This window comes from Actinoplanes oblitus, assembly GCF_030252345.1.
Taxonomy (GTDB): domain Bacteria; phylum Actinomycetota; class Actinomycetes; order Mycobacteriales; family Micromonosporaceae; genus Actinoplanes; species Actinoplanes oblitus.
Genome location: NZ_CP126980.1, coordinates 2737560 through 2762365, shown reverse-complemented (window position 1 = coordinate 2762365; position 24806 = coordinate 2737560). Strand labels below are relative to the sequence as shown.

General features: G+C 70.7%; 19 protein-coding genes and 1 pseudogene. 9 read left to right on the top strand and 11 right to left on the bottom strand.

All coding sequences use genetic code 11. The annotated features are described in order from the left end of the window. Positions 1–26: 26 nt before the first annotated feature. The 5 genes from Actob_RS12415 (at position 27) to Actob_RS12395 (ending at position 5751) form a co-directional block, all read left to right on the top strand. Positions 27–1232 (top strand): PP2C family protein-serine/threonine phosphatase, encoded by a 1206-nt coding sequence (locus Actob_RS12415; protein ID WP_284920286.1) that lies wholly within the window; start codon positions 27–29, stop codon positions 1230–1232. 89 nt (positions 1233–1321) lie between these two features. Further along, positions 1322–2758 carry a gamma-aminobutyraldehyde dehydrogenase gene (locus Actob_RS12410; RefSeq protein ID WP_284920285.1) on the top strand — a complete coding sequence of 479 codons (1437 nt, stop codon included), beginning with the start codon at positions 1322–1324 and terminating at the stop codon, positions 2756–2758. After that, entirely contained in the window at positions 2758–4026 is a 1269-nt protein-coding gene (gene gabT, locus Actob_RS12405; RefSeq protein ID WP_284920284.1) for a 4-aminobutyrate--2-oxoglutarate transaminase, read from the top strand. The genes Actob_RS12410 and gabT overlap by 1 nt, the downstream gene beginning before the upstream one ends. A gap of 33 nt (positions 4027–4059) precedes the next feature. Continuing rightward, the gene (locus Actob_RS12400) at positions 4060–4515 is read left to right on the top strand and encodes an Lrp/AsnC family transcriptional regulator (protein WP_284920283.1); all 456 of its coding nucleotides are present in this window, start codon (positions 4060–4062) and stop codon (positions 4513–4515) included. Between the two features lie 3 nt (positions 4516–4518). After that, on the top strand, positions 4519–5751 hold the full coding sequence (locus Actob_RS12395; protein ID WP_284920282.1) for an NAD(P)/FAD-dependent oxidoreductase: 1233 nt from the start codon (positions 4519–4521) through the stop codon (positions 5749–5751). A 453-nt stretch (positions 5752–6204) separates the two neighbouring features. On the opposite strand, the gene Actob_RS12390 is transcribed toward Actob_RS12395, so the two are convergent. After that, positions 6205–7818, bottom strand: coding sequence for a sensor histidine kinase (locus Actob_RS12390; RefSeq protein ID WP_284920281.1), 1614 nt, complete (start codon positions 7816–7818; stop codon positions 6205–6207). Between the two features lie 71 nt (positions 7819–7889). After that, entirely contained in the window at positions 7890–8273 is a 384-nt protein-coding gene (locus Actob_RS12385) for a response regulator (RefSeq protein WP_284920280.1), read from the bottom strand. Between the two features lie 142 nt (positions 8274–8415). Here Actob_RS12385 and Actob_RS43890 point away from each other — a divergent pair. Both Actob_RS43890 and Actob_RS43885 read left to right on the top strand, forming a co-directional pair. Beyond that, positions 8416–9498: pseudogene (locus tag Actob_RS43890) on the top strand (glycoside hydrolase family 3 protein); the annotation flags it as partial. Positions 9499–9770: 272 nt separating this feature from the next. Continuing rightward, a complete protein-coding gene (locus Actob_RS43885) occupies positions 9771–10325 on the top strand; it encodes a glycoside hydrolase family 3 protein (RefSeq protein ID WP_328518441.1) in 555 nt (184 codons plus the stop codon). 143 nt (positions 10326–10468) lie between these two features. On the opposite strand, the gene Actob_RS12375 is transcribed toward Actob_RS43885, so the two are convergent. The 8 genes from Actob_RS12375 to Actob_RS12340 all read right to left on the bottom strand — a co-directional run bounded on the left by Actob_RS12375 (position 10469) and on the right by Actob_RS12340 (position 20703). Further along, on the bottom strand, positions 10469–11851 hold the full coding sequence (locus tag Actob_RS12375; protein ID WP_284920278.1) for an aspartate aminotransferase family protein: 1383 nt from the start codon (positions 11849–11851) through the stop codon (positions 10469–10471). A 275-nt stretch (positions 11852–12126) separates the two neighbouring features. After that, on the bottom strand, positions 12127–12975 hold the full coding sequence (locus tag Actob_RS12370; RefSeq protein ID WP_284920277.1) for an ABC transporter permease: 849 nt from the start codon (positions 12973–12975) through the stop codon (positions 12127–12129). Then, entirely contained in the window at positions 12972–13835 is an 864-nt protein-coding gene (locus Actob_RS12365; RefSeq protein WP_284920275.1) for an ABC transporter permease, read from the bottom strand. Before Actob_RS12365 ends, Actob_RS12370 begins: the two co-directional genes overlap by 4 nt. A gap of 7 nt (positions 13836–13842) precedes the next feature. After that, a complete protein-coding gene (locus tag Actob_RS12360) occupies positions 13843–15051 on the bottom strand; it encodes a polyamine ABC transporter substrate-binding protein (RefSeq protein ID WP_284920274.1) in 1209 nt (402 codons plus the stop codon). A 41-nt stretch (positions 15052–15092) separates the two neighbouring features. Next, the gene (locus Actob_RS12355) at positions 15093–16250 is read right to left on the bottom strand and encodes an ABC transporter ATP-binding protein (protein ID WP_284920273.1); all 1158 of its coding nucleotides are present in this window, start codon (positions 16248–16250) and stop codon (positions 15093–15095) included. 44 nt (positions 16251–16294) lie between these two features. Further along, positions 16295–17731, bottom strand: a complete 1437-nt coding sequence (locus tag Actob_RS12350; RefSeq protein ID WP_284920272.1) for an aminobutyraldehyde dehydrogenase — start codon at positions 17729–17731, stop codon at positions 16295–16297. Positions 17732–17863: 132 nt separating this feature from the next. Then, positions 17864–19201, bottom strand: coding sequence for an aspartate aminotransferase family protein (locus Actob_RS12345; RefSeq protein ID WP_407653621.1), 1338 nt, complete (start codon positions 19199–19201; stop codon positions 17864–17866). A gap of 11 nt (positions 19202–19212) precedes the next feature. Then, complete coding sequence (locus Actob_RS12340; protein ID WP_284920270.1) at positions 19213–20703, bottom strand: CoA-acylating methylmalonate-semialdehyde dehydrogenase; 1491 nt, start codon at positions 20701–20703, stop codon at positions 19213–19215. 59 nt (positions 20704–20762) lie between these two features. On the opposite strand from Actob_RS12340, the gene Actob_RS12335 reads away from it, so the two are divergent. Together Actob_RS12335 and Actob_RS12330 are read left to right on the top strand one after the other, a co-directional pair. Next, a complete protein-coding gene (locus Actob_RS12335; protein WP_284920269.1) occupies positions 20763–22091 on the top strand; it encodes an aminotransferase class I/II-fold pyridoxal phosphate-dependent enzyme in 1329 nt (442 codons plus the stop codon). Between the two features lie 81 nt (positions 22092–22172). Next, positions 22173–22739 (top strand): Uma2 family endonuclease, encoded by a 567-nt coding sequence (locus tag Actob_RS12330; RefSeq protein WP_284920267.1) that lies wholly within the window; start codon positions 22173–22175, stop codon positions 22737–22739. On the opposite strand, the gene Actob_RS12325 is transcribed toward Actob_RS12330, so the two are convergent. Further along, positions 22740–24368, bottom strand: a complete 1629-nt coding sequence (locus tag Actob_RS12325; RefSeq protein WP_284920266.1) for a serine/threonine-protein kinase — start codon at positions 24366–24368, stop codon at positions 22740–22742. Positions 24369–24806: the final 438 nt, after the last annotated feature.

Below are 24806 nucleotides of genomic sequence, written 5' to 3'. Positions count from 1 at the left end.
AGGTGAGCGGACACTAGGCTGACACCGTGCCCCGACGCATCAATGACGACGAGCGGCTGCGGCGGTTCGAGGCGGTCACCGATGCGGCACTGTCGCGCCTCGACGTCTCCGACCTGATGGACGAGTTGCTGGATCGGATCCGCGACCTGCTCGACGTGGACACCGCGGCGATCCTGCTGCTGGACGAGCACGCCCAGCAGTTGGTCGCCACCGCCGCCAAAGGGCTGGAGGAGGAGGTCCGCGCCGGTTTCCGGGTCGCCGTCGGGCGCGGTTTCGCCGGGCGGGTGGCGGCCGGGCGGCGACCGGTGCGGATCGCCGACGTCACGCCCGCCGACGTGGTCAACCCGATCCTGGTGCGCAAGGGGATCCGGTCGCTGCTCGGCGTGCCCATCCTGGTCGGCACCGACCTGGTCGGGGTGCTGCACGTCGGGACGCTGACGCCGCGGCGGTTCGGGGCGGACGACGTACGCCTGCTGGAGCTAGTCGCGGACCGGGCCGGGATGGCCGGCCGGATCCAGTCGGACAGGCTGGACCAGGCCGCCGCCCTGGCCCTGCAGCGCAGCCTGCTGCCGGCCCGGCTGCCGGAGATCCCCGGCGTGGAGATGGCCGCGCGCTACGTCCCCGGGCACGCCTTCGGCATCGGTGGCGACTGGTACGACGTCTTCGCCCTGCCCACCGGCCACCTCGGCGTGGTGATCGGCGACGTCTCCGGTCACGGCCTGGCATCGGCGGTGGTGATGGGCCGGATCCGCAGCGCGCTGCGGTCGTACGCGCTGATCTGCGCCGACCCGGCCGAGGCGCTCACCCTGCTGAACCGCAAGGTGCACCACTTCGAGGCGGGCAGCCTGACCACCGCCCTGTACGCGATGATCAGCCCGGACCGCGGGCGGATCGTGATCTCCTCGGCCGGGCACCTGCCCCCGGTGCTGGCCTGCCCGGACACACCGGCGGCGCTGGCCGGGATCGTGATCGACCCGCCGCTCGGCGTCGGCCCGCGCATCTCCGGCCGGCGCAGCACCAGCCTCGACTTCCCGCCCGGCGCCGTGCTGCTCTGCTACACCGACGGCCTGGTGGAACGCCGGGACCAGGTGATCGATACCGGATTGGAGCGCCTCACCGGGCTGGTCCGGGCGGAGAATGCGGAGACGGTGTGCACCGCGGTGATGAGCGCGGCGGGCACCGAGCAACCCGGGGACGACGTCGCGGTGCTCACCGTCCGGCGCCATCCCTGAACACGGAAAAATGCCTGTGACCCCTTGTTCGCTACGGATTCAGCGGAAAAGATGGGGCGGCATGCACTGATCCCGAAGCTGGAGGCCGGATGACCGCCAAGAAGGTACTGCACAATTTCGTCGCCGGCGCCGCCGTCGCGCCCGCCGACGGCAGGTATGCGGACCTCGTCGACCCGACCACCGGCGAGGTCTTCGCCGCCGCCCCGGTCTCCGGCAAGGAGGACGTCGACCGCGCCATGTCGGCCGCCGCGTCCGCGTTCGACCAGTGGCGCAACACCACGCCCGGCGACCGGCAGAAGGCGCTGCTCAAGTTCGCCGACGCGGTCGAGGCGCGGGCCGACGAGCTGGTCGCCGCCGAGTCGCAGAACACCGGCAAGCCGCTCGGCCTGACCGCCAGCGAGGAGCTGCCGCCGGCCGTCGACCAGATCCGGTTCTTCGCCGGCGCCGCCCGGCTGCTCGAGGGCCGCTCCGCCGGGCAGTACCTGAACGGTTTCGAGAGCTACGTGCGCCGCGAGCCGGTCGGCGTCTGCGCCCAGGTCACCCCGTGGAACTACCCGCTGATGATGGCGGTCTGGAAGATCGCGCCGGCCCTGGCAGCGGGCAACACGGTGGTGCTCAAGCCGTCCGACACCACCCCGGTCACCACCGTCATGCTGGCCGAGATCGCCGCCGAGTTCCTGCCGGCCGGCGCCTTCAACGTGGTGCTCGGCGACCGGGACACCGGCCGTGCCCTGGTCGAGCACCGGACCCCGCAGATGGTGTCGATCACCGGTTCGGTGCGGGCCGGCATGGAGGTGGCCGGCTCGGCCGCCGCCGACCTCAAGCGCACCCACCTGGAGCTGGGCGGCAAGGCCCCGGTCGTGGTCTTCGAGGACGCCGACATCGCGGCGGCCGCCGCGGACATCGCGGTCGGCGGGTACTTCAACGCCGGTCAGGACTGCACCGCGGCCACCCGGGTGCTGGTCGCCCCGGCGGTCTACCGGGACTTCGTCGCCGCGCTCGCCGAGCAGGCCAAGGCGACGAAGACCGGCGCACCCGACGACGAGGACGTGCTCTACGGCCCGGTCAACAACGCCGGCCAGCTGGCCCGGGTCAACGGGTTCATCGACCGGCTGCCCGACCACGCCTCGATCGAGGCCGGCGGTACCCGGGTCGGCGACCGCGGCTTCTTCTGGTCGCCCACCGTGGTGGCCGGCCTGCGCCAGGACGACGAGATCATCCAGAACGAGGTGTTCGGCCCGGTCATCACCGTGCAGCAGTTCACCGACGAGGACGACGCGGTCCGGCTGGCCAACGGTGTCGACTACGCCCTCGCCTCCAGCGTCTGGACCAGGGACCACGGCCGGGCGATGCGGATGACCCAGCGGCTCGACTTCGGCTGCGTCTGGGTCAACTGCCACATCCCGCTGGTGGCCGAGATGCCGCACGGCGGCTTCAAGCACTCCGGGCACGGCAAGGACCTCTCGGTGTACGGCCTGGAGGACTACACCCGCATCAAGCACGTCATGCACCACGTGGGGGCGTGATGACGTCGTCATCGTCCGAGGCGCTGCACAAGCGGCGGGTCGCGGCGGTCGCCCGCGGCGTCGGCTCGACCATCTCGTCCTACGTCGCGAGCGCCGGCGGCGGCACGCTCACCGACGTCGACGGCCGGGAGTGGATCGACTTCGCGTCCGGCATCGCCGTCACCAACGTCGGCAACGCCGCGCCCAAGGTGGTCGAGGCGGTCCGGGCGCAGGTGGAACGGTTCACCCACACCTGCTTCATGGTCGCGCCCTACGAGTCGTACGTCGCGGTCTGCGAGCAGTTGATCGAGCTGACTCCGGGCACGTTCGAGAAGCGGGCCGCGCTGTTCAACTCCGGCGCCGAGGCGGTGGAGAACGCGGTCAAGATCGCCCGGCACGCGACCGGCCGGCAGGCGGTGGTGGTGTTCGACCACGCGTACCACGGCCGGACCAACCTGACCATGGCGCTGACCGCGAAGAACATGCCGTACAAGCACCGGTTCGGCCCGTTCGCGCCCGAGGTCTACCGGGCGCCGATGTCCTACCCGCTGCGCGACGGCGGGCTGGACGGCGCCGAGGCGGCCCGCCGGGCGATCGACGTGATCGAGAAGCAGGTCGGCGCCGGCAACGTGGCGGCCGTGCTGATCGAGCCGATCCAGGGCGAGGGCGGCTTCGTCGTCCCGGCGCCGGGCTTCCTGCCGGCCCTGGCGGCCTGGGCGGCCGAGGCCGGTGCGGTGTTCATCGCCGACGAGATCCAGACCGGGTTCTGCCGGACCGGGCAGTGGTTCGCCGCCGAGCACGAGGGCCTGGAGCCGGATCTGATCACCACGGCCAAGGGGATGGGCGGCGGACTGCCGATCGCCGGCGTGGTCGGGCGGGCCGACCTGATGGACGCGGTGCACGCCGGCGGGCTCGGCGGGACCTACGGCGGTAACCCGGTGGCGTGTGCCGCCGCGCTCGCCGCGATCGAGACCATGCGGGAGCTGGATCTCGCCGCCGCGGCGCGGCGCATCGAGGTGGCGATCACGACGGCCCTGTCCGATGTCCCGGGCATCGCCGAGGTGCGGGGGCGCGGTGCGATGATCGCCGTGGAGATCAACAAGTCGGGGAGCCTGGAGCCGGATCCGGCCCGGACCGCGGCGGTGTCGAAGGCCTGCCACGACGCCGGCCTGCTGACCCTCACCTGCGGCACCTACGGCAACGTGCTGCGCTTCCTGCCACCCCTGGTGATCTCCGACCAGGACCTCCACCGTGGGCTGGACATTCTGCGTGACGCCCTGCGGAACTAGCCCGGGAGCACGCTCACAGGGAAGAATCGCGCCGTGAGCGAGACGGGGCTGGACGACATCAACAAGCGGATCATCGACCACCTGCAGCGGGACGGGCGGATGTCGTACGCCACGCTCGCCAAGACGATAGGTCTCTCGGAGGCCGCTGTGCGCCAACGCGTACAGCGGCTCCTGGACAACGGCCTGATGCAGATCGTCGCCGTGACCGACCCGCTCACCCTGGGCTTCGCCCGGCAGGCGATGGTCGGCCTGCGGGTGAACGGCGACCTCCGGGAGATCGCCGACGAGCTGGCGTCCATCCCCGAGGTGGACTACGTGGTGATCTGCGCCGGCCGCTACGACCTGCTGGTCGAGCTGGTCTGCACCGACGACGAGCACCTGCTGGACCTGCTCAACGAGAAGGTCCGGACGATCCAGGGTGTCGCCGCGGTGGACACCTTCATGTACCTCAAGCTCGCCAAACAGACCTACGCCTGGGGAACCAGATGACACATGAGCTTCTGGCTTGAGTCGCTCGGCCCGGTCGAGCGACGCTCCGCCCTGCCCGGCGACCGGGACGCCGACGTGGCCGTCGTCGGCGGCGGCTACACCGGGCTGTGGACCGCGTACTACCTCGCCCGGGCGCGGCCCGACCTGCGGATCGTCGTCCTGGAGGCGGAGTTCTGCGGATTCGGCGCGTCCGGCCGCAACGGCGGCTGGGCGTCCGGCCTGTTCCCGGTCTCCGAGGCCACGCTGACCCGCCGGTGCGGCGCCGACGCGGCCAAGGCGATGCACGCCGCGCTGGCCGACGCGGTCGACGAGATCGGGCGGACCGGCATCGAGTGCGACTACGCCAAGGGCGGCGTCATCTCGCTCATCCGCACCCCCGGCCAGCTGCGCCGGGCGCCCGCCGACCGGCTCGACGCCGCCGCGACCCGGGCGATCTGTGACGCCACCGGCGTGCTCGGCGGCGTCTACAGTGAACACTGCGCCGCCCTGCACCCCGCCAAGCTGGTCCGCGGACTGGCCGAGGCGGCCGAGCGGCTCGGGGTCACCATCCACGAGGACACCCGGGCGCTGACCGTGACGACCGGCGAGGTGGTCACCGACCGCGGCACGGTCCGGGCCGATGTCGTGGTCCGCGCCCTGGAGGGCTACACCGCCGAGCTGCCCGGGCACCGCCGCGACCTGGCCCCGATCTATTCCCTGATGATCGCCACCGAGCCGCTGCCGCCCTCGGTGTGGGACCGGATCGGCCTTCGCCGCCGGGAGACGTTCACCGACGAGCGCCGCCTGATTATTTACGGCCAGCGGACCGCCGATGATCGCCTGGCGTTCGGCGGCCGCGGCGCGCCGTACCACTTCGGCTCCCGGGTCCGCCCCGAGTACGACCGGGTCCCGGCCGTCTTCGGCAGGCTGCGGCACACCGTCCAGGAGCTGTTCGGCATCGAGGTGCCGGTCGCCCACCGCTGGGGCGGCCCGCTCGGCATCCCCCGCGACTGGATGCCGAGCGTCGGCCTGCGCGACGGCGTGGCCTGGGCCGGCGGCTACGTCGGCGACGGCGTCGCGGCGTCCAACCTGGCCGGCCGTACCCTCACCGACCTGATCCTGGGCCACGACACCGACCTCACCCGGCTCCCCTGGGTAGGCCATCGCTCGCGCCGCTGGGAACCGGAACCACTCCGCTGGCTCGGCATCAACGGCGGCCTGCACGGCACGGCCCTGCTCGACGCCCTCGACCGCTGACGATCAGAAGCGGACCGCTGCCCGGGATCACTGTCCGCTTCCCCTGCGCTCCGCCATTTCCCGGTACGGCTACGGCTCCGCCCCTCGCCGCCGCACCCGTCGCACAAGCCCCGCCCCTTGCCGGTCCCCATAGCCCGGTCCTCGGCCCGCCCGGCTCTCGGGCTGGCACGCACGGCCCTATCCCCCACCCGGACACCACCACCACGACCAGCCCCAGCGCTCGGGCTGGCACGCACGGCCCCATCCCCCACCCGGACACCACCACCACGACCAGCCCCAGCGCTCGGGCTGGCACGCACGGCCCCATCCCCCACCCGGACACCACCACCACGACCAGCCCCAGCGCTCGGGCTGGCACGCACGGCCCCATCCCCCACCCGGACACCACCACCACGACCAGCCGGCCGGCGCGGGCGGACGGGAACAGCTACGGGCCCGCCCCCGCGCGGCGGCTCACCCGTGGAGCGGGAGGCGGACGCCGACCACGGTGCCGGTCGGGTGGTTGGCGCCCAGCCGGATGGTGCCGCCGTGCAACCGGACGATCGCGCGGGCCAGGCTCAGCCCCAGCCCGCTGCCGTGGGTGCCCTGGTGCCGGACGTTGCTGCCGCGGAAGAAGCGGTCGAACACCCGGTCGCGCTCGGACTCCGGGGTGCCGATGCCGGTGTCCGCGATGCGCAGCTCCGCCCACCCGTCGGCGCTGCGCAGCGTCACCCGGATCGGCGCGCCGGGTGGGCTGTACTTCACGGCGTTGGCGAGCAGGTCGTCGAGCACCTGGCGGAGACGGTCGGCGTCGGCGGGCAGGAGCAGCTCGCCGGGCAGCTCGGTGATGATCGTGGAGCGGGCGGCGGTCACCGCCTCGGCGACCAGGGCGGCCAGGTCGACCCGGCGTTTCTCCAGGCCCAGGTGCCCGCCGTCGAGGCCGGCCAGGTCGAGCAGGGACTCGGCGATCCGCTGCAGCACCGCCGCGTTGCGGGCGATGGTCCGGGCCATCTGCCGGCCGTCGTGGTCCAGGCCGGCCGCGTCCTCGGCGAGGATGGTGGCGTTCGCGGTGATCGAGGTGAGCGGGGTACGCATCTCGTGCCCGATCAGGTCGACGAAGTCGTTCTGCGCCCGGGCCAGCTGCCGGGCCAGCTCCTCGGCCCGGCGCAGCGCCACGAACACCCCGATCTGCGCGGCCACCCCGTCCACCAGCACGGTGAGCAGATCCTCGTGGCGCTCCTGGGCACCGGCATAACACGTCAGCACGCCGAGCAGGGTGTTGCCGTCCTTGACCGGCACGGCCAGCACGGTACGGATCCCCCGCTCGATGCAGATCCGCGCCCGTTCCCGCTCGTGGGCGGTGCGAAGCTCGAGGTCGGCCCCGATGTCCGGCAGCCAGATGGCCTGCCCGGTCTCCCAGACCCGCCCGGTTATCCCCTCCCCGCGCCGCGGCCGGTGCCCGAAGAACTCATCCGGCGTCGTCGCGCCGGCGGTGTCCCAGTGCCCGACCGAGCGCAGTGCGCCGCCCGCCGAGTCGTCGATCAGGAACAGTTCGGCGCACGGCCAGCCGAGCGTGACGGCTACCGCGCGGAGCACCTCGGGCGCGGCGGCCTGCACCGTGACGGACTGCTTGAGCACGTGCTCGACGGCGAGGTGGCAGGCCCGGAACCGTTCGGCGCGGCGCAGCGCTGTCACCTCGTGCGCCACCGAGACGGCGCCCAGCAGCTGGTTCTCGGCGTCGAAGATCGGATGAGCGGTGCAGGCGAAACAGCGCACCGGGTGACCCGGCAGCCGGATGCAGACGTCCTCGGCGACCACCCGTTCGCCGCGCAGCGCCCGCATCACCGGCGTTTGCTCCCAGCGCAGCGGGCGCATGTCCGGCGTGGTCATCACCGCCTCGGACACCTCGGCGTAGTCCTCCGGCACCGGGCCGTCCAGGGGCAGGCCACGGATCTCGCGCATCGCCCGGTTGACGAAGACCAGCCGGCCCCTGGCGTCGCAGGCCACCACCCCGACCGACAGGCTCTGCAACAGGACACCGAGGAACGCGTCGCTGTCCGGCGTGACCACAGCGCCCAGCATCACCATGTTCGGCTCACTTCTCAACGAGGGCCCGCGCCGTTGCGGACCCACGCCCTTTATACACCGATATGTACGATTCAGCCCAAACAGCTCTGGTCGTGTTCGTGACTGAGCAGCTCGTGGATCGCCGCTATCAGGCGGTCGTTCGGACAGGGCTTGAGCAGCACCGCGCAGGCCAGCTCGGCGGCGCGGGGGTCACCGGGGGTGAGCTGCCCACTCAGAATGGCCACCGGCAGGTCCCGGGTCTCCGGATCCGCGCGGATCCGCTCGATCAGCGCCCAGCCGTCCATCCGCGGCATGCCCAGGTCGGTGAGCAGCGCGTCCGGCTTCTGCTGCTCGATCATCTCGAGGGCGGCCTGCCCGTCCGGCGCGCGGAGCACGGTGACACCGGCTCGCTTGGCCACCCGGGTCAGGACGGCGGCGATGTCCTCGTCGTCCTCGGCGATCAGCAACACGGCCATTCCGTCAGCATGCGCCCGGCAATGAGCGCGGCGTGACCTTTTTCAGCAATGTCGCTTGCCGCTATCACCTGGAAATGCCGAGCTGGAAACAAGACGTGCCGAAACCGAGTATCGAGAGTGACCGATACCTGAGGAGGGCGACATGAACAGACGGACCCTCGCCGGCGTCACCATGTGCGCGCTTGCCGTCGCGCTGCTGCCGGGCGCCGCCACGGCGGCCACCACGCCACTCTATCGAGACGCCCGGCAGCCGGTGGAGAAACGCGTCACCGACCTGCTGGGCCGGATGAGCCTGGCCGACAAGATCGGCCAGATGACCCAGGCCGAGCGCGGCGCGGTCGCCACCGACCCGTCGCTGGTCACCCGGTGGCGGCTCGGCTCGGTACTCTCCGGCGGCGGGTCGGTACCCACCCCGAACACCCCGGAGAGCTGGGTCGCGATGGTCAACGAGTTCCAGCGGGCGGCGCTGGCCACCCCGCTGGGCATCCCGATGATCTACGGAATCGACGCGGTGCACGGGCACGGCAACGTGTACGGCGCCACCGTCTTCCCGCACAACGTGGGCCTCGGCGCCACCCGCGACCCGCGCCTGGTCGAGCGGGTGTACCGGGCCACCGCGGCGGAGGTCCGGGCGACCGGCATCCCGTGGGACTTCGCGCCGTGCGTCTGCGTCAGCCGCGACGAACGGTGGGGCCGCTCCTACGAGAGCTTCGGCGAGGACCCCGGTCTCGTCGTCCGGATGCGTACCGCTGTGGACGGCCTGCAACGCGGCGGCGTACTGCCCACGGTCAAGCACTACGCCGGCGACGGCGACACCGAGTACGGCACCGGCAACGGCGACTACACCATCGACCAGGGCATCACCGTCACCAGCCGGGCGGACTTCGACCGGATCGACCTGGCGCCCTACAAGAACCTGCGTGGCGTGTACACCGTCATGCCGTCGTTCTCCAGCGTCGACTGGACCGAGGACGGCGTCGGCAACCCCACCAAGATGCACGCCAGCCGGGAGCTGATCACCGGCACGCTAAAGGGCCGGCTGGACTTTTCCGGCTTCGTGATCAGTGACTGGGAGGGCATCCACCAGCTGCCCGACGAGACGGTGCCGGCCACCGAGCCGCGGCCGACCGCCAAGCAGGTCCGGGACGGGGTCAACGCCGGGATCGACATGTTCATGGAGCCGAACACCGCGGCCCGCTTCGAGGAGTTGCTCACCGCCGAGGTGCGGGCCGGGCGGGTGCCGATGAGCCGGATCGACGACGCGGTCCGCCGGATCCTGCGGGTCAAGTTCCAGATCGGACTCTTCGAGCATCCGTACGCCTCCACCGCGCACCTCGGCGAGGTCGGCAGCGCCGCGCACCGGGCGCTCGCCCGGCAGGCCGTGGCCGAGTCGCAGGTGCTGCTCAAGAACCGCGGCGATCTGCTGCCGCTGAGGCGCGACGCCAAGCTCTACGTGGCCGGGCGCAACGCCGACGACATCGGCAACCAGGCCGGCGGCTGGACCATCGACTGGCAGGGCCGGTCCGGCGACGCCATCCCGGGCACCACCGTCCTGGGCGGATCCGGCAGGTCGCCCCGCGAGCGACGATCACCTACAGCAAGGACGCGTCGGCGCCGATCGGCAAGGACGACATCGGCGTGGTGGTGGTCGGCGAGACCCCGTACGCGGAGGGCTTCGGCGACGTCGGCGGGCCGGTCTGCTCCTGGTGCACCGAGCCGCAGCACGAGCCCAAGTCGCTCAGCCTGCAACCGGGCGATCAGGCGGTGGTCGACAAGGTCTGCGCGGCGGCCGCCAAGTGCGTCGTGCTGATCGTCTCCGGCCGGCCGCAGCTGATCACCGACCGGCTCGGCGAGATGGACGCCGTGGTCGCCTCCTGGCTGCCCGGCAGTGAGGGGGCCGGGGTCGCCGACGTCCTGTTCGGCCGCGAGCCGTTCACCGGGAGGCTGCCGGTGACCTGGCCGCGCTCGGCCGATCAGGTGCCGATCAACATCGGCGACAAGAACTACCAACCCCTTTTCCGGTACGGCTACGGCCTGCGCACCCGCCGCTGACGGCGGCCGGCCGCACCGCCCGGGGCGGCACCCGCTCGGCGCTCGTGTCGCGGCGGGAGCGCTCCGGGCGTACCGGAATGGGGTGGTTGGGTAATGCGAAAATGCCCGCCTTTCGCGAGGAAGGCGGGCATTCTCCCGGGCTGTCAGAGGCGGTTCCACGCCTCGGTCAGGACCGAGCGGAGGATCTGCTCGATCTCCGCGAACTGCGTCTCGGTCGCGGTCAGCGGCGGCGCGAGCTGGATCACCGGGTCGCCCCGGTCGTCGGCGCGGCAGTAGAGACCGGCGTCGAAGAGGGCGGTGGAGAGGAAGCCGCGCAGCAGGCGCTCGGACTCCTCGGCGTTGAAGGTCTCCTTCGTCGCCTTGTCCTTGACCATCTCGATGCCGAAGAAGTAGCCGTCACCGCGGACGTCGCCGACGATCGGCAGGTCGAGCAGGCGCTCCAGGTACGACCGGAAGACCGGGCTGTTCCGGGTGACGTGCTGGTTGAGCTGCTCGCGCTCCATGATGTCGATGTTGGCGAGCGCCACGGCGGCACCGACCGGGTGGCCACCGTAGGTGATGCCGTGGGCGAACATGTTCTCGCCCTTGCGGAACGGCTCGGCCAGGCGCTCGGACGCGATCATCGCGCCCAGCGGCACGTAGCCCGAGGTCAGACCCTTGGCGACGGTGATGATGTCGGGCTGGTAACCGTACTTGTCGGCGCCGAAGAACTCGCCGAGACGGCCGAACGCGCAGATCACCTCGTCGGAGACCAGCAGCACGTCGTAACGGTCGCAGATCTCCCGGACCCGCTGGAAGTAGCCGGGCGGCGGCGGGAAGCAGCCACCGGCGTTCTGCACCGGCTCGAGGTAGACCGCGGCGACGGTGTCCGGGCCCTCGAACTCGATCATCTCGGCGATCCGGTCGGCGGCCCAGATCCCGAACTGCTCCGGCGTCATGTCCGGGTCGGGGCGGCGGTAGTAGTTCGTGTTCGGCACCCGCATGGTGCTCGGGATCAGCGGCTCGAAGTCCTGTTTGAACGGCGGGATGCCGGTGATCGACAGGGCGCCCATCGAGCTGCCGTGGTACGCCACGGCACGCGAGATGACCTTGTGCTTCATCGGCTTGCCGACCCGCTTGAAGTACGACCGGGCCAGTTTCCACGCCGACTCGACGGCCTCGGAGCCGCCGGTGGTGAAGAAGACCCGGTTCAGGTCGCCGGGGGCCATGTCGGCCAGCCGGCCGGCCAGCTCGATCGCCTTGGGGTGCGCGTACGACCAGATCGGGAAGTACGCCAGCTCGCCGGCCTGCTTGGCGGCGGCCTCGGCGAGCTCCTGCCGGCCGTGGCCGGTCTGCACCACGAACAGGGCGGAGAGCCCGTCCAGGTAACGCCGGCCGGTGGAGTCCCACACGTAGCAGCCGTCGCCGCGGGTGATCACCGGTACCGGAGCGTCCTGGTACGCGGAGAGCCGGGTGAAGTGCATCCACAGGTGGTCACGGGCGGTCGCGGAGAGTGCGTCCACGTCATCGGGCTGTCGGTCGGTCACGATTTCTCCACTTACCACTAGTTCCTGTTGTCGCTCTCGATCCTGCCTACGGATTCCGTCGCACACAACCCCTCGCGCAACTATTTCCGCATTGTTTCTGAGTGGGCGACCAAGGCCCGGCGGAGCGCGTTCCCGCTCCCGGACCGACACGGCCAGGGCACACGACAATGAGGCCGCCCCGCCGGCACGGCCGGCGGGGCGGCCTCGAGCCGCTCCGCCGCCGACCGGAGAGCACGTCGGCGGCGGCTGCTGGGACGGTGGTCCGCGCCGCGGTATCAGTCCCGCTTGGCCTTGGACCGGGAGCGCAGGCTGGTGACGACGGCGATCAGGATGCCGGCCGCGAAGATCAGCGTGCCCATCACGTTGACCTGCGGGGGCAGGCCGACGCGGGTGGCGCCCCAGATCCACAGCGGGAACGTCACGGTGGTGCCCGCGGTGAAGTTGGTGACCACGAAGTCGTCGATGGAGAGGGCGAAGGCGAGCATCACGCCGGAGAAGACGGCCGGCAGGATGATCGGGAAGGTGACCTTCCAGAACGTCGTCCACGGGCTGGCGCCGAGGTCGGCGGCGGCCTCTTCGATGGACCGGTCCAGGGTGATCACCCGGGCCCGGACCACGGTGGAGACGAACGAGATGGAGAACATCACGTGCGCGATGGTGATGGTCACCGCGCCGAGCCCGATGCCCGCCGAGACGAAGAGGGTGAGCAGCGAGATACCCATGATCAGCTCGGGCGAGGACATGGTGGCGAACATGATCAGGTTGAGGCCGTCAGCACCGCGGAACCGGTAGCGGCCGAGCGCGTACCCGATGCCGGTACCCAGGGCGCCGGCCAGCAGCGAGCTGATCACGGCGATCCCCAGCGAGATGACCAGGGCCGACGTGAGGTCGCTGATCGCGAAGACGTCCTTGTACCACTTGAGCGTGAAGCCCTGCCAGGTCTGGTTGTACCGGCCCTTCGGGTTGTTGAACCCGAACGCGATCATGATCAGGATCGGCACCACGAGCCAGGCGATGATCAGCCAGGTGTAGGCGAACATCGCCCGCTCGCCGGTGAGCCGGAACCGCCGGCGCGGGGCCGGGGTCGCCGCCGTCGCGGGCGGGGTGAGGGTCTGGGTCGTCATCGGGCCGCCGCATTCATGACGTCCTCGGTGCCGAGGACCCGGGCATAGCTGAAGACGCCGGTCAGCAGGACCGCCATCAGGAAGAACGAGAGGGCCGAGGCCATCGGGTAGTTGGAGTTGGCCAGCGCCTGGGCCTGCACGACCTGACCGATCATGGTGGTCGACGAGCTGCCCAGCACGCCCGAGTTGACGTAGTCCGAGCTGGCCGGGACGAACGTCATCAGCACGCCGGCGAAGACACCGGGCAGGGCGAGCGGGAAGACCACCTTGCGGAAGACGGTGAGCGGCTTGGCGTACAGGTCGCGGGCCGCCTCGACCACGCGCGGGTCGATCCGCTCCAGGGCCACGTAGATCGGCAGCACCATGAACGGCAGGAAGTTGTAGACCAGGCCGAAGATGACCGCGTACGAGGTACCCAGGATGTGGAAGCCGGGCGAGAGCAGCCCGGCCTCCTTCAGCGGGTGCAACAGCATGCCGTCGTCGGTGAGGATCTGCCGCCAGGAGATCGTCCGCAGCACGAACGACACGAAGAACGGCAGCAGGATCAGGAACAGGTAGGTCGACTTGCGCTTGCCGCCGTAGAAGGCGATCCAGTACGCGACCGGGAAGCTCATCACCACCAGGGCGACCGTCGTGATGAGCCCGTACACCAGTGAGCGGATCAACTGGGTCTGGTAGTTCGTGATCGCGTCGACGTAGGTCTGCCAGTGACCCGTGAAGACGTACCCGTTGACGATGTCGCCCTGCTGCAGGGAGAGCGAGAACATGGTGACCATCGGCACCACGAAGAACAGCAGCAGCCACAACCCGCCGGGAAGCACGAGCAGGTAGGGCGCGAGTGTACGTTTTACCCGGTTCATCGGCGACTCAGCTCAACGTGATCGGTTCGAAAATGCCGGCGAAGGTCTGCTGCTCTTCCGCCGTGTCGAAATCGACGTAGTAGTGCAGCTTGGCGTAGTCCGCGTCGCCCGGGAACACCAGCGGGCTGCCGGCGACCTCGGTGAGCAGCGCCTTGTCCTCGCCCGAGGCGGCGGCCGCGTCCTTCGTGATCTGCGCCTGTGCGGCCGGCACCGGGCAGACGTAGTTGATGTACTCGGCCAGCGACGCGGCGTTCTCGACCTCGTAGAAGAAGTCCATCAGCATGATCGCGTCGACCGGGTTGGCGGCGGTGACCGGGATGGCGAAGTTGTCCGTCCAGATCGTGCCGCCCTCCTCCGGGATGACGAACTTGAAGTTCGTCCCGTCCGAGACGTTCTTCTGGAAGATGTCGCCGGACCAGGCCTGGGTCAGCCAGACCTCACCCTTGCCGAGGGCGTCGACGTAGCTCTGGTCGTAGTAGTTGCGGACCAGGCCCGCGTCCTTCTGCTCCTTGAGCTTGGCGGCGGCCCTCTTCCACTCGCCCTCGCCCGAGTCGCCCGGCTTGAGGCCGGCCGCGAGCAGGCCGAAGTTGGCCAGTTCCTGGGTGTCGGCGAACATGCCGACCTTGCCCTTGAACGCCGGGTCCCACAGGTCGGCGAGCTTGGTGATCTCCCGGCCGGTCTTCTTCGGGTCGTAGGCGATGCCGGTGATGCCGGACGCCCACGGGATGCTGAAGACGTTGCCCGGGTCGAACGACTCCTGGGAGTACTTCTTGGCGGCGTTCGCGGTGTAGGTGGGCAGCTTCGAGTGGTCCAGCGGCGCCAGGAAGCCGCTGTTGCGGAACTGTCCGAACTGCAGCGAGTTGGTGATCACCATGAGGTCGAAGCCGATCGACTGGCCGGCCGAGAGCTGGGGCTGCACCTTGGCGAACCAGGGACCCATCTCCTGGATGACCTCCTGGTAGTTGACCTGGATGCCGGTCTTCGCGGTGAACTTCTTGAGTTCCGGCTTCTTCGGGTCCATGTAGAGCGGCCAGTTGGCGAAGTCCACCTTGCCGTTCTTGACCTTGCCGCTCCAGAACTTCTGCACGGCGTCGGGTGCGACGCTGGCCTCCGGCTTGCCCTTGCCCGCTACGCCACAGGCCGCGAGGAAGGCACCAAGAGCCGACGTACCGCCGAGGCGCAGCGCGTCGCGACGGCCGAACCGTCGCTGCGTCATGCCGCGGAGGACGGAGGGATCCGGCTGATTGGTCGGGAACATCAGACTCCGATCGGGTACGAGTGCTGCGGGGCCCAGGTGAGGAAGACGCGCTCGCCACGAGACGCGACGTCCTCGGCGTCCTGCGCGTTCTGGTCGAACACCACGAAGTCGGTGCCCGCGGAGGTCGCCACCGTGTAGTTGGTCGACGTCCCGTGGTACACGACCTCGGTCACCGTGCCGGCCAGCACACTGCCGGCGACCTGCGGCGGCGTCGCGCGGTGCAGATCGATCTTCTCCGGCCGCACCGACACCTCGATGGGCTCGCCGGCCCGCACCGAGCCGGGAACCGCGACCACGATCCGGCCCTCCGAGCCGAGGTCCAGGACGGCGTACCCGTCCTCCACCCGGCTCACCTGCCCGTCGAGCAGGTTCGAGGTGCCGATGAAGCCGGCCACGAACCGGCTGGCGGGCTTCTCGTAGATCTCCCGCGGCGTGCCGAGCTGCTCGATCAGTCCGTCGTTCATCACCGCGATCCGGTCCGACATGGTCAGCGCCTCACCCTGGTCGTGGGTGACGTAGACGAAGGTGATGCCGACCTCGCGCTGGATCCGCTTGAGCTCGATCTGCATCTGCTGCCGCAGCTTCAGGTCGAGCGCGCCGAGCGGCTCGTCGAGCAGCAGCGCCCGCGGGTGGTTGACCAGGGCGCGGGCCAGCGCGACCCGCTGCTGCTGGCCGCCGGACATCTCCTTGGGGTGCCGCTTCTCCATGCCGGTCAGCGACACGATCTCGAGGATCTCGCCCACCCGGCGCTTGATCTCCGACTTGGCGACCCGCTTGCGCTCCAGCCCGAACGAGACGTTCTGCAGGACGTTGAGGTGCGGAAACAGCGCGTACGACTGGAACACCATGTTGACGTCGCGCTTGTTGGCGGCGACCCCGGTGACGTCCTTGCCGTCCAGGAACACCTGGCCGGTGGTCGGCTCCTCGAAACCGGCGATCATCCGCATCGTGGTGGTCTTGCCGCAGCCGGACGGGCCGAGCAGCGAGAAGAACTCCCCCTGGCCGATCGTCAGGTCGAGGCTCTTGACGGCGGGCACCGCCTCACCGTGCGACAGGTATTCCTTGCGCACGCCGACGAACTCGATCGCCGGATGCCCGGTCCGCTCGCCGGTGGCGGACGGCGCCGTCACGGCCTGGTGCGGGGGAGACGTGGTCATATCTTCACCTCGGAGGCGGGGGTGGTGATTTCTGCGGGGCCGGATCAGCCGTGAAAACTCATCACGTGTTTGATCCGGGTGTACTCCTCGAAGCCGTACATGGAAAGGTCCTTGCCGTAACCGGAGTGGCCGTAGCCGCCGTGCGGCATCTCCGAGACGAACGGCAGGTGCGTGTTGATCCAGACCGCGCCGAAGTCGAGGCGGCGGGAGACGCGCATCGCCCGGCCGTGGTTCTGGGTCCAGACGCTGGCGCTCAGGCCGTACCGGACGTCGTTGGCGTACCGGATCGCCTCGGCCTCGTCAGCGAACCGCTGCACCGTGACGACCGGCCCGAACACCTCGTCCTGGACCATCTCGTCGCGCTGCCGCAGACCGGCCACCACCGTCGGCTCGAAGAAGAAGCCGCGCTCGCCGATCCGGTGGCCGCCGGCCACCACCTCGGCGTGCGCCGGGGTGCGGTCCAGGAAGCCGGTGATCCGATCCAGCTGGTTGACGTTGTTGACCGGGCCGAAGAACGCGTCGGTGTCGGACGGCGCGCCGACCCTGGTGTTCCTGGCCGCGGCCGCCAGCGCGGCGGTGAAGTCGGCGGCGATCCGCTCGTGCACCAGGACCCGGGTGGCCGCCGTGCAGTCCTGACCGGCGTTGAAGAACCCCGCGCCGGCGATCGCCTCGGCGGTGGCCGCGACGTCCACGTCGTCGAAGACCACGACCGGGGCCTTGCCGCCCAGCTCCAGGTGCACCTTCTTGAGGTCGGGGGCGGCCGCCGCGGCGACCTCCATCCCGGCCCGGGTGGACCCGGTGATCGAGACCAGCTGCGGCGCGGGGTGCACGACCAGCGCGCGGCCGGTGTCCCGGTCGCCGCAGACGACGTTGAGCACGCCGGCCGGCAGGAACTCGGCGGCGATCTCGGCGAGCAGCAGGGTGCTCACCGGGGTGGTGTCGGACGGCTTGAGCACCACCGAGTTGCCGGCCGCGATCGCCGGGGCGAGCTTCCAGATCGCCATCACCAGCGGGTAGTTCCACGGGGTGATCTGGGCGCAGACGCCGATCGGCTCGCGGCGTACATAAGAGGTGTGGTCGCGCAGGTACTCGCCGGCGGCCTTGCCCTCCAGCATCCGGGCGGCGCCGGCGAAGAAGCGCAGCTCGTCCAGCACCGGGCCGATCTCCTCGGTCCGGGTCGCCGCGACCGGCTTGCCGGTGTTGCGGCACTCGGCCTCGATCAGCTCCTCGGCCCGCGCCTCCACGGCGTCGGCGATGCGCAGCAGCGCCCGCTGCCGCTCGGCCGGGGTGGTGTCCCGCCAGATCTCGAACCCGGCGGTCGCGGCGTCCACAGCGGCCTCGACGTCCCGCGCCGAGGAGACCGGCGCGTACGCGTAGGTCTCCCCGGTGCTGGGGTCGACGACCGGCGAGGTCCGCCCCTCCTCGGTGTCGGTGAAGGACCCGTTGACGAAGTTGCGCAGCACGGGAAATGCGGTGCTCACGGGGGTGGCGCCTTCCGATCGGTGTGGTGGTGCTCACCAGAAGTGGGGGAACCTTGTCACACCCCGGAGGGACGTGACAAGGGAATCCGAAGTAATTTCCAAGCTGGAAACAGAATTCAGAAGCTGAGACGCTCAGGACGTGTAGAAACCGTCGGCAACCGTCAAGGCCTCGTCCAAGATCGTGAGACCGTCGCGGACCTCGTCGGCGCTCGTCGTGCAGGGCGGGACCACGTGCACCCGGTTGAAGTGGGTGAACGGCCAGAGGCCCCGTTCCTTGCAGGCGTTCGCCACCTCGTTCATCGGCCCGGCCGCCGCACCGGCCGCGTTGAACGGCACCAGCGGGGTCCTCGCGGCGTCCCGGACCAGCTCGATCGCCCAGAACACGCCCAGCCCGCGGACCTCGCCCACGCTCGGGTGCTTCTCCTTCAGGCGGGCCAGCCCGGGGCCGATCACGTCCTCGCCGAGGGCGCGGGCGTGCTCGATGATCCCCTCCTCCTTGAAGATCTGCATGGAGGCGACAGCGGAGGCGCACGCGAGCGGGTGACCGGAATAGGTCAGCCCACCCGGGAACGGCCGCTCGTCGAACGTCGCGGCGATCTCGTCGGAGATCACCACGCCGCCGAGCGGGAGGTAGCCGGAGTTGACCCCCTTGGCGAAGGTGATCAGGTCGGGCGTGACACCCCACTTGTCGATGGCGAACCACTCGCCGCACCTGCCGAAGCCGGCCATCACCTCGTCGGCGATGAACACGATGCCGAACTCGTCGCAGATCGCCCGGACGCCGGCCAGGTAGCCGGGCGGCGGGACCAGGATGCCGTTGGTGCCCACCACGGTCTCCAGCAGGATCGCGGCGATGGTGCCGGGACCCTCGAAGACGATGGTGTCGCGCAGGTGCCGCAGGGCGCGCTCGGACTCCTGGCTCTCGTCCTCGGCGAAGAACGGCGACCGGTACGGGTAGGGCCCCCAGAAGTGCACGACGCCGACCGCCACCGGCTCGTTCGGCCAGCGCCGCGGGTCGCCGGTCGCGGTGATCGCGGTGGCGGTCGAGCCGTGGTAGCTGCGGTACGTGGAGAGCACCTTGTGCCGGCCGGTGTGCAGCCGGGCCATCCGGATCGCGTTCTCGTTGGCCTCGGCGCCGCCGTTGGTGAAGAAGACCTTGTTCAGGCCCTCCGGGGCGACCTCGGCGATCATCCGGGCCGCCTCGCCGCGCTTGTCGTTGGCGAAGGCCGGCTGGATGGTGCAGAGCCTCGCCGCCTGCTCCTGGATCGCCGCGATCAGGCGCGGATGCTGGTGGCCGATGTTGATGTTGACCAGCTGGGACGAGAAGTCGAGGTACTTCTTGCCCGAGTAGTCCCAGAAGTAGCTGCCCTCGGCCTTCTCGATCGGCAGCGGGTTGATCAGGCCCTGGGCGGACCAGGAGTGGAAAACGTGGGCGCGGTCGTCCGCGCGCACCTGCTCTTCAGAGGTCACGGAAGACATCCTTACCGGGTCTGCGGGAAGCCGAGGTCGATCGCCGAGGTTCCGGGATCCGGCCAGCGGGAGGTGACGACCTTGCCGCGGGTGAAGAAGTGGATGCCGTCCGGGCCGTACATGTGGCTGTCGCCGAACAGCGACGCCTTCCAGCCGCCGAACGAGTAGTAGGCGACCGGGACCGGGATCGGCACGTTGACGCCGACCATGCCGGCCTCGACGTCGAACTGGAACTGCCGGGCCGCCCCGCCGTCGCGGGTGAAGATCGCGACGCCGTTGCCGTACTCGTTCTCGTTGACCAGCTTGACCGCCTCGGCGTAGGTGTCCACCCGGACCACCGACAGCACCGGGCCGAAGATCTCGTCGGTGTAGACGGTCATCTCCGGCGTGACGTTGTCGAGCAGCGTGGCCCCGAGGAAGTACCCGGGCTTCTCCGCGATCTCGGACGTGCGGCCGTCGGCGATCACCGTGGCGCCCTGCGTCGCTCCGGCCTCGATGTACCCGGCGACCTTGTCACGATGCTGCGCGCTGATCAGCGGCCCCATGTCGACGCCCGGGTCGGCCCCGTCACCGATCTTGATCTTCGGCAGGCGGGCGGCGATCGCCTCGACCAGCGGGTCCGCGATGTCACCGACGGCGACCACCACCGAGATCGCCATGCAGCGCTCCCCCGCCGCGCCGTACCCCGCGTTGATCGCCGCGTCGGCGGCCGCGTCCAGCTCGGCGTCCGGCAGGACGATCATGTGGTTCTTCGCGCCGCCGAGCGCCTGCACCCGCTTGCCCTGTGCGGTGCCGGTCTCGTAGATGTACTTGGCGATCGGGGTCGAACCGACGAAGCTGATCGCCGCGACGTCCGGGTGCAGCAGCAGCGCGTCGACCGCCTCCTTGTCACCGTTCAGCACGGTGAACACGCCCTCCGGCAGGCCCGCCTCGGCCCAGAGCCGGGCCAGCCAGAGCGCCGCGGACGGGTCCTTCTCGCTCGGCTTGAGCACGAACGCGTTGCCCGCGGCGATCGCCGTGGCACACATCCAGAGCGGCACCATCACCGGGAAGTTGAACGGGGTGATGCCGGCGACCACGCCGAGCGGCTGACGGATCGAGTACACGTCGACGCCGGTCGCGGCCTGCTCGGAGAACGAGCCCTTCATCAGGTGCGGGATGCCGGTGGCGAACTCCACGTTCTCCAGGCCGCGGGCCACCTCGCCGGCCGCGTCGGCGAGCACCTTGCCGTGCTCGGCGGTGACGATGGCGGCGATCTCGCCGGTCCGCTCGGCGAGCAGCTCGCGGAACTTGAAGAGGACCGCCGAGCGCTTGGACAGCGATGCCGCGCGCCAGCTCCTCGCCGCCTCCTTGGCCACGGCGACGGCCTCGGCGACCTCGGCGGCCGAGGCCAGGTCGACCTCGGCGGTCTGCTCGCCGGTGGCGGGGTTGAAGACCGGACCGACCCGGCCGGACACGCCGGCACGCTCCGCGCCGCCGATCCAGTGCGCAATGTGAATCATGCGCCGAGATTATGTGACGACCATGGACCGAACAATGGAGGAAATGTACTGTAACAAAAATGTTCGAGGCGATAGTGACGCGACTGAGCGACCCCAGCGCCCGCGGCTTGGCCGAGGCGGTCAGCCGGGCGATCGGCGAGGGCGCCATCGAGGCCGGCGCCAAGCTGCCGCCGGTCCGCACGGTCGCCACCGAGCTGCGCCTGTCGCCCAGCACGGTCAACGCAGCCTGGCAGCTGCTGCGCCGGGCCGGCACCATCCGGACGGACGGACGCCGCGGCACTGTCGTCGCCACCCCGCGCGGCGGCGGGCCCGGGCGCTACCGGGCGGCGCTGCGCCGGACCAGCGGATTCGGGCTCGACCTGTCCACCGGGGTGCCCGACCCGGCGCTGCTGCCGCCGATCCCGGCGCTGCACGGGCTCTCCCCCACGCCGACCAGTTACCTCGACGAGCCGGTGCTGCCCTCGCTCGCGGCGCTGCTGCGGGAGCGGTGGCCGTACCCGGCGGAGCGACTGGCGGTCTTCGACGGGGCGATGGACGCCATCGACCAGGTGGCGACGGCGCTGCTGCGGCTCGGTGACCTGGCGGTGGTGGAGAACCCGTGCTTCCCGCCGCTGCTGGACCTGCTCGAGGTGCTGGGCGTGCCGGTGGCCGGGGTGGGCACCGACGCCGCCGGCATGCTCCCCGAGCAGCTGGCGGCCGCGCTGACCAGGCGCCCCGCCGCCGTCTTCCTCCAGCCGCGGGCACTGAACCCGACGGGTGCGTCGTGGTCACCGTCGCGGGCCGCGGCCCTGGCCGCCGTGCTCGCGGAGCACCCCGAGGTGTACGTGGTGGAGGACGACTCCGCGGGCGACCTGGCCTTCGGCGAGGCCTGTTCGGTGGGCTACTACCTGCCCCGGCAGGTGGTGCACGTGCGCAGCTTCTCCAAGTCGCACGGGCCGGACCTGCGGCTGGCCGCGGTGAGCGGCCCGGCGACAGTGCTCGACCCGATCCTGGAGCGGCGGCTGCTGGGCCAGGGGTGGACCAGCCGGCTGCTGCAGCGACTGCTGTTCTCGCTGCTCACCGACCCGGCGTCGGTGGCCGCGGTGCGGGCCGCCCGGGACGAGTACGCGCGCCGCCGCCGGCTGATCAGCGACGGCCTGCGGTCGGCCGGCGTCGACCTGCCGGACGGCGAGGGGATCAACATCTGGCTGCCGGTCGCCGACGAGCAGGCCGCCTTGCTGAGCCTGGCCAGCGCCGGCATCGGCGCCGCGGCCGGCACCGCCTTCACCGTCGGCTCCGGCACCCCGCACCTGCGGGTGACCGTCGGGCTGGTCACCGCCGACCACGCCGAGGTCGCCACCCACCTCGCGCGGGCCGCGCACACCTTGGCACCGGCGATTCCCCGCTGAACCACCCTGACGGATGACATCTTGCTCCGCGACAACTAGGCGTGCGATGATTTCGGCATGAGCGCATGCGAGACTTTGCCCATGAGTCGGGACGCCTTCGCCGATCGCATGGAGCCGTGGTCCGAGGAGGAATACCTCGCGCTCGGCGAAACGCACAGTCGCATCGAGCTGATCGACGGGAGCCTCTGGGTGAGCCCGGCACCGAACGTCCCGCACCAGGCCATCTCCAACCAACTCATCTTTCGCCTCCACCGGCCCGCCCGCGACGCCGGCCTGCGGGCATTGCCGACCATCAACCTTCGACTGGCCCCAGGGCGGATCGTCATCCCCGACATCGTCGTCGGCGGCGGCCCCAGGGTCGCCACAGTCGGCGAAGCCACCGATGTGCTGCTGGTTTGCGAAATCACCTCGCCGAGCAACGCGGCCACCGATCGCCTGCAGAAAAGGTCGTTCTACGCTGAAGCCCACATTCCGTGGTACTTGCTCGTCGAGCCCGACTTTCTCGACTACGAATCAGTGACGGTGCGCCTCTTCCGGCTGGTGGACAAGGGCTACGTCGAGCACGCCACGGCGAAACAGGGCGAGACGCTGACCTCGGAGCTGCCGTTCCCGCTTTCGATCAGCACCGACGACCTGCTCGACTTCTAATCAGTCCTTGACCGGGACGAAACTGGCGAAGACCACGTCCAGCACGTCCTTGCGGTATGTGCTCCAGTCAGCGGCCGGCGTCTGGAACCAGAAGCCGTAAGCCTGGTGGGCCGACGTCACCACGCCGCGGTTGTTCACGTGCTGGGCGCCGCCCTTGTCGAACGTGAACTCCCAGTCCGCGGCCTTCTTGAAATACGCGACCGGAGCGATTTTGATTTCCTTGTAGCCCGGGAAATCGCCGCCCCGGAGCCGGACGTCCCGCTGCGATCGCCAGTCCGCCACCGGGTTCGATTTCGGCTGATCGGTCTGGTCGATGCCGAGGACATGCCCGTGACCATCCCGGAAATACCGCATGGTGGCACCCGGCTTCTTCGACGACGTCCAGCCCTTGGGGACGTACACCGAAAAGCCTGTCTCGTCATTCCAGACCTGCCACCCGGCGGGCAGCGCCGGCCGGCCGCTTCCCTGGGTCTTACTCGGGGTCACGCTGACGGCCGTGCTCGGCGCCGCACTCGGCGCCGCGCCGGTCGCGGCAGTGCTCGGCGCCGCCGTCGCGGTCGTCGCCTCGGTCGGCCGGGCCGTCGCCGGCGGATCGCCGGCGGTCGTCGACGACGACGATGACGGCAGGTTCGCCAGGAAGATCGCCAGACCGGCGATCAGAACCACGGCGGCCGCGACGAGAGCGATCAGCTTCCGGTTGTGCTTCGGCAGGACCTTTTCCGGTACGGCTTCCGGTACGGCCGGAGCCGCCACGTCGTCCGCCGGCACCCGTGGCTTCGGGATCACCGGGCCCACCGGCACGGACGCGGTCCCCTCCGTCGCCGCGACCGCCTCGCGCAGCAGCTGCTCGGCCTCCTCGGCGACCATCCGCTCGGCCGGGTCCTTGCGCAGCAGTCCGGCCAGCAACGGCGCGAGCGGACCGGCGTGCTGGGCCGGCGCCGGCTCCTCGGTGGCGAGCGCGGACAGCGTGGCCATCGTCGACGAGCGCTCGAACGGCGAGTGCCCCTCCAGCGCGGCGTACAGGGTCGCGCCCAGCCCCCACAGGTCGGCGGGTGGGCCGCCGATCCCGAACCGGGCACGCTCCGGGGCCATGTAGAGCGGCGAGCCGAGCAGCACGTCCGACTTGCTGGTCAGGCTGTCGTCGTCGAGCGCGGCGATGCCGAAGTCGGTGAGCAGCACCCGGCCGTCGTCGGCGAGCAGCACGTTCGCCGGTTTCACGTCGCGGTGCTGGACGCCGGCCCGGTGCGCGGCCCGCAGCGCGGCCAGCAGGTCCAGGCCGATCCGGGCGGTCCGGTACACGTCGAGCGGGCCGTCGTCGGTGATCACCTGGCGCAGCGAGCGGGACGGGACGTACTCCATCACGATCCAGGTGCGGTCGTCCAGGGAGAGGACGTCGTACACCTGCACCACGTTGGGGTGGCTGAGCCGGGCCGCGGCGCGGGCCTCGCGCAGCGTCCGCCGGACCGCGGCGTCTCCGCCGGCCAGCTCCTCGGGCAGGTCGATCTGCTTGATGGCGACCTCGCGCTCGAGGATCTCGTCGTGTGCCAGCCAGACCTGGCCCATGCCACCGCGGCCCAGCTCGTCACCGAGCCGGTAGCGGCCGGCGAGCAGGGTGGGGGTGTCCGGCATGCCCTTCGATATACCCGGAGAAGCGGTGTTTACCACGGCGCCGGCGGGGGCCTTGTCCGGTGCGGCTGCCTCGCTGTCGTCAGCGCTTTTCCGGGCCGCTTCGCCGGTCGCCGCCTTCGGCCCCTCGACCGGCTCTTCCGAGGCTTCCGCGCCCACCGCCGTCAGATCCGCAGCCGGTTCGCCCGGGGTTTGCGCGCCCACCGCCGTCAGATCCGCAGCCGGTTCGCCCGGGGCTTCCTCACCTGCCGCGATCTCTTCCGGGGCTTTTGTGGCGGTCGCACTCGATGGTGGAGCCTTCGGTCCGGCGGCTTCCGGGGTCGCACCGGCGTCGGCCTCGGCGTCCGGGGCCGGGCGCGCGGGATCTGCCGGGGGGTTCATCGGTGACCGAGCCTGCCGTCCTGCGCCGGAGGGAGGCGGCGCCGGATCATCCTCGCACGC